The following is a 4,753-nucleotide window of genomic DNA, read 5'->3' on the forward strand; positions in this document are numbered from 1 at the left end:
CAGCGCGGCTAAAACGAGAATGATTTTTGTTTGCTTCGTCATGATCTATTTTCACAACCCGGACATGCCGGAACTAAAAAACATTTCACCAACGGATAGATGAAGGCCAACTGATGAAAGATGAGAAGGTTGATCCGCTGGGCTTTATCTATCCGTTTGGACAATCTTTGCTTTTTGCAACGGCTCGACTTTAAAGAAACTAAAGATCAGCCGCGCAGCGAAAGCCGACATTGTTGAACGTATGATTCGGCGGGCTGGCGCCGCGAAAGCTGGTGTTGTAGGCGCCGCAATAATTCGGGCTGCAAAACCAACTGCCGCCGCGCGCCACGCGATTCTCACCGCTCGCCGCGCCGGTGGGATTCTTCGCCGGTGAGTGCTGATAATAATCCGCCGCATACCAGTCAGCCGTCCACTCCCAAACGTTGCCGAGCACGTCGTATACTCCAAAATCATTGGGCGTGAAACGGCCGACCGGCGCGGTATAATAAAAGCCGTCTAACAATTGATTGTCGGTCGGCCAGGTTCCTTGCCAAAAATTCGCTTCCACCAAATGGTAGTTCGCCGCGCTCGCATGTTGCTCGGAGTCGAGACGATGACTTTTTGCCGAGGGCGATAAATCATGTGCGGCTTTCATCGTCGCATGCTCATGGTGCGCGTTCACCGCGGGCGTGTTTGTTTCATTGAACGCCGCTTTGAAATGTTGCGTGCTGCCGCCGCGCGCGGCATATTCCCATTCCGCTTCCGTGGGCAAGCGCTTGCCCGCCCATTTTGCATAAGCCGCGGCATCTTCCCAACTCACGCACACCACGGGATGATCCATACGATCATCGATGGAAGACGCCGGCCCTTCCGGATGCCGCCAGCTTGCGCCGGCAACGGCTTGAAAATCGCCGGTGCCTTTGAGATAGCCCCACGCATAGCCATCACGTTCGGCTTGCGTCACGTAATCCGTCGCTTCGATAAACGCGGCGAATTGGCGATTGGTGACTTCATAACGATCCAAGAGAAACGGCGCGAGCTTGACCGCGTGCACCGGCGCTTCGTCGGCATTTGATCCGGCCATGCCCATGTTGAAAACGCCGCCTGGTATGATTGCCATGCCCGCGGGAACACGGCGCGCGCCGTGAGATTTTCCGGCAAGCATCGCCGTCGCCGACACAACCACGGCCAACGCGGCAATGCTGGTCAATATGAATAACATTCGCTTTTGCATTTTCAAACCATCCTTACTTCGTGCACAAGACGATAATCAAATTAGCGCGGAGAGAGTGGCACGCAACTTCTCTCCGCACGTTTTGGTTGGGTGAAGGAGGTACCAGGGGGGCCAATTTTTTCCAAACTCAGCCGCTTCACGGCTTTTTCTTCTTGCCCGCGCACGGGTTGCAGGGATTCTTTGCTTTGCCGCCGCAGGGATTGCACGGATTCATCGCTTTGCCGCCGCAAGGATTGCAGGGATTGGCCGCCATTGCGCCGGCTGCAGAAGTGCCGACCAAACTGGTCTCAACTGAAATCGTCTCGCCGACTTTCGTGCCGATGAGGCCCATGCCTTTGGGGCCGCTCACGCCGAAGTCGCTCAACTTGACGTCGAAGCTCGCACGCGCTGCCAGCAAATTGCCGGGGAGTTTGGTTTTGGTCACCGCATTCTCTTTCAAATACGTGAGGCGCCCGGGAATCTCCAGCCGTTTGGTTTTGCCGCGTAGCGTGAAGTCCGCCACCAGCGTAGCGTCATAGGTCGCCGATTCATTGGTGACTTTGACCGGCTTGAAATTTTTCGTCTCTTTGATTTCGAGCTTGACGTTGGGATGAGCGTTGGCGTCGAGCCAATCCGCGCTGCGCAAATGCTCGTCGCGCAATGGAATGCCGGTGTTCAAACTCGCCACTGAGATCGTGAACTCGCCGTGGCCGCCTTTTTCCGGGTGCTGCGGATCGAAAGCGACGTGCCCGCTGACTTGATTCGTGGTGCCGATGATGTCCTCCAACGGCGCCTGGCTTTTGAAGGTCACGGTGTTGCGGCCCATTTTATCGTTGAACTGAAACACACTGCCCTGCAAGGCCTTGCTGCAAGGGTTGCAGGGATTTTTCGTCTGCGCGTTGGCCAAAGATATCAGCACCAACACTGAGAATAGGATGAAACTGCGGAACTTCATTTGACACTCCTTTAAAAATGATTTGATGAAAAGTAGATTGATTTGAATTTTAACGAATACTCAAGTTGAACATGCCGCCCTCAAGAGCCGGCAGAATGAGGTTTCTCGTCTTTTCGCCGGGAGTACGTCGTTTGAGCGTTTCCATGGTTTTCGTTCGTTCAGTATGTGATCACGTGATAGCCTTGAGCCACCAAATTCCTGATGCTGGGGTGACCGTCATATTCGCTGAGCAGCGGCACTTCCAGTTTTTGGATTTGTTCTTTCACGCCAAAGGCTGAAGCACAATAACTGCAAGCCTGGAGCACACCTCTTGTCGCGTGATACAAAGCATGGGCTTTATGATCGGGTTGCGCAAGCTTCGGAAGCCACGTCGTACCGGCTCCTTCGAAGATCACGCGGACGTCGTCTTTAGCCTCTTTAAATTCTTTGGCGGCCTCCAAAGCATTGGCAACACGTCCCAGCCCTTCGTGGGAAGCGGAGTCCGCTAAAACTAAAATTGCGACTCTGTTCATGGATGTTCTCCTTTGTGGTTTGAGGGTAAAATTTTAATGAAACGCCGCACGACGTTCATGAGTGCCAATGGCTCAAATTCACCATAAGCGAAGAGCTGCTTATTCACGTAAGTTGCCGGCACGATCACCGCACGCAGTTCTTCGGGAATGCCGGCGCGCTCATCCAGATTGAAAATCTCGATGCCGAGGCCGGGCACGGTATTCCGCATTTGATGAATAATTTGAAGAACCTTGACACAGGCGCGGCACTCATTGGTGACGAGAACTTGGATATTGATTTGAGACATCGTTTTATCATTTTTCATTGCCTTCGATCAAAATTGGCCGTTTCTATTGAACTCAACATCTGTAACAAAATCGGGGAGGCTAAAAAGTGTCGGGAAGGCGACAGTTGGCGGGAAAGTGTGGGGAATTTCGGAAATAAAAAGGCTCGGATGGTGTTCCAAGCCTTTGAGTTTTGAATCGACCGCCGTTATTTGTTACAACACGCCGGATACGCCGGGCAAACCGGCGTTCCCCGCAACGGGCAATCATTGCGCTGGGGGTGTGAGTCTCCTGAAAAGGCAAAAGCGCTCAAAGCCAGTGCGAGTATGCCCAGAATGAACGTCAGCTTTTGTTTCATTTGGGTTTCACCTCCTCTGGGCGTTTGGTCTTCTCTTTTTTCATAGGCAAAACTTCCTTGACGAACGCATTGACGTCGCCCAAGCAGCATTCGCCTTTGGGATTTTTGATGTCACACGCGCAGTTACCGGCTTTGATCTCTCTCGCGATTTCCAACGCGGCGGTGGATTTGCCGGTTTTACTGATCTGCTGTTTGATGTGAGCGCGTGTCCAATCGAAGCAATAGCAAACCGGAGCCTCAGCGCCCCGATCCTTGACAAACACTTTCACGGCCACGTCACCGATTGCAAAGAAGGGCACGTTCTCATTGGAGAAATAAACCACGTTGCAAGCTGGTTCCTTACAGAAGTAATATTGCACCTTTTGAATGGCATCAATTTTTTCCAGCTTCAGCAAATGTTCCATCGTTCGGCGCTGCACTTTGCGCGAAAGCGTTCCGGATACAGGACATGCCGCTTTTGCGGGCGCGGGTGTTTTCTCTTCAACGAGACAGCAGCTTTCACCGTGATGTTGGTCGGCCACTATCACATCGATGGGTTGCGTGCAACAGGAATTCATTTTCATTCTCCATTGTTCTTATGTGCAATCGCCGCCTTGTAACCCGTCTCGTCAACGCGCTTGATCAAAGCCTCGGGCTGCACCAGCGCGGGATCGTATTCGACCACGCCTTTTCCGGTTTCATATTCCACACTGGTGCGATGAACGCCTTTGACTTTCGAGAGCGCAATTTGAATATGGGAAGCGCAGGCGGCGCAGGTCATGCCTTTGACCTTCAAAACCACCGTCGCTTTGGGCGCAAAGGCAGCATTGGCCGTGGCCGAAGGCTTGGCGGCGAGATAGGGGTACGATACGGCAAGCGCAGCAATAATGGTTGCACTCCACACGCCGATCTTGTTCCACTTGCCGGCGTCTGCGATTTTGCACGAGCCGTCTTCGCATTTTACTTCGCGTTTGCGATAGGTGAAACAAAACGCCGCGCCGAGCAGGACGGCAGTGAGTCCGATGAAATACGGACGATACTTTTCAAAGGCGGCAAAAGCGCTGAGGCTGCCGGCGGAAGATAAGATGGTTTTTTGCATGATTTATTTCCTCTCATTCAAAGCAAAGGCATGTTGCTCTTGGGTTTCATCCAGCCCGAACATGTCTTGCAAGTTGGTGATAAAAATATTCGAAACCAGAGAATAAAAGATGGTTTGTCCGTCGCGGCGAGTTTTAACCAGATTTCTATCCTTGAGCTTGCGCAAGTGCTGCGAGACCGCGGAGTCCGTCAGTTCGAGCACTTCGGCCAGATCGCACACGCACATCTCATGGTGAGCGTGCAACAGATACAGAATTTTCAAGCGCTGGCTGTTGCCGGCCACTGCCAACAGATCGGCCAAAGTCGCCAAGCCTTTTTGGCTGGCGAGGTTGCGCTTGATCAGGGCAAACTCGGCTTTGGAAAAATTCGGGCCGATGCAGAGCTTGCCTTCGACG

The 4,753-nt window shown here is 52.8% G+C and carries 7 protein-coding genes; all 7 read right to left on the reverse strand.

Annotated features, from left to right (window positions below; translation table 11 throughout):
• Positions 1-199: 199 nt before the first annotated feature.
• The 7 genes from FBQ85_26630 to FBQ85_26660 all read right to left on the reverse strand — a co-directional run bounded on the left by FBQ85_26630 (position 200) and on the right by FBQ85_26660 (position 4,734).
• Positions 200-1,213, reverse strand: a complete 1,014-nt coding sequence (locus FBQ85_26630) for a formylglycine-generating enzyme family protein (protein ID MDL1878709.1) — start codon at positions 1,211-1,213, stop codon at positions 200-202.
• A gap of 136 nt (positions 1,214-1,349) precedes the next feature.
• Positions 1,350-2,147, reverse strand: a complete 798-nt coding sequence (locus FBQ85_26635; protein ID MDL1878710.1) for a YceI family protein — start codon at positions 2,145-2,147, stop codon at positions 1,350-1,352.
• A 158-nt stretch (positions 2,148-2,305) separates the two neighbouring features.
• Positions 2,306-2,659 (reverse strand): hypothetical protein, encoded by a 354-nt coding sequence (locus FBQ85_26640; GenBank protein ID MDL1878711.1) that lies wholly within the window; start codon positions 2,657-2,659, stop codon positions 2,306-2,308.
• Complete coding sequence (locus FBQ85_26645) at positions 2,656-2,964, reverse strand: hypothetical protein (GenBank protein MDL1878712.1); 309 nt, start codon at positions 2,962-2,964, stop codon at positions 2,656-2,658. The genes FBQ85_26640 and FBQ85_26645 overlap by 4 nt, the downstream gene beginning before the upstream one ends.
• Positions 2,965-3,277: 313 nt before the next feature.
• Positions 3,278-3,838 carry a (2Fe-2S)-binding protein gene (locus tag FBQ85_26650; GenBank protein ID MDL1878713.1) on the reverse strand — a complete coding sequence of 187 codons (561 nt, stop codon included), beginning with the start codon at positions 3,836-3,838 and terminating at the stop codon, positions 3,278-3,280.
• 2 nt (positions 3,839-3,840) lie between these two features.
• Entirely contained in the window at positions 3,841-4,359 is a 519-nt protein-coding gene (locus FBQ85_26655) for a hypothetical protein (protein MDL1878714.1), read from the reverse strand.
• A 3-nt stretch (positions 4,360-4,362) separates the two neighbouring features.
• A complete protein-coding gene (locus FBQ85_26660) occupies positions 4,363-4,734 on the reverse strand; it encodes a helix-turn-helix transcriptional regulator (protein MDL1878715.1) in 372 nt (123 codons plus the stop codon).
• Between the last annotated feature and the right edge of the window lie 19 nt (positions 4,735-4,753).

It is taken from the genome of Cytophagia bacterium CHB2 (assembly GCA_030263535.1).
Lineage (GTDB): Bacteria > Zhuqueibacterota > Zhuqueibacteria > Zhuqueibacterales > Zhuqueibacteraceae > Coneutiohabitans.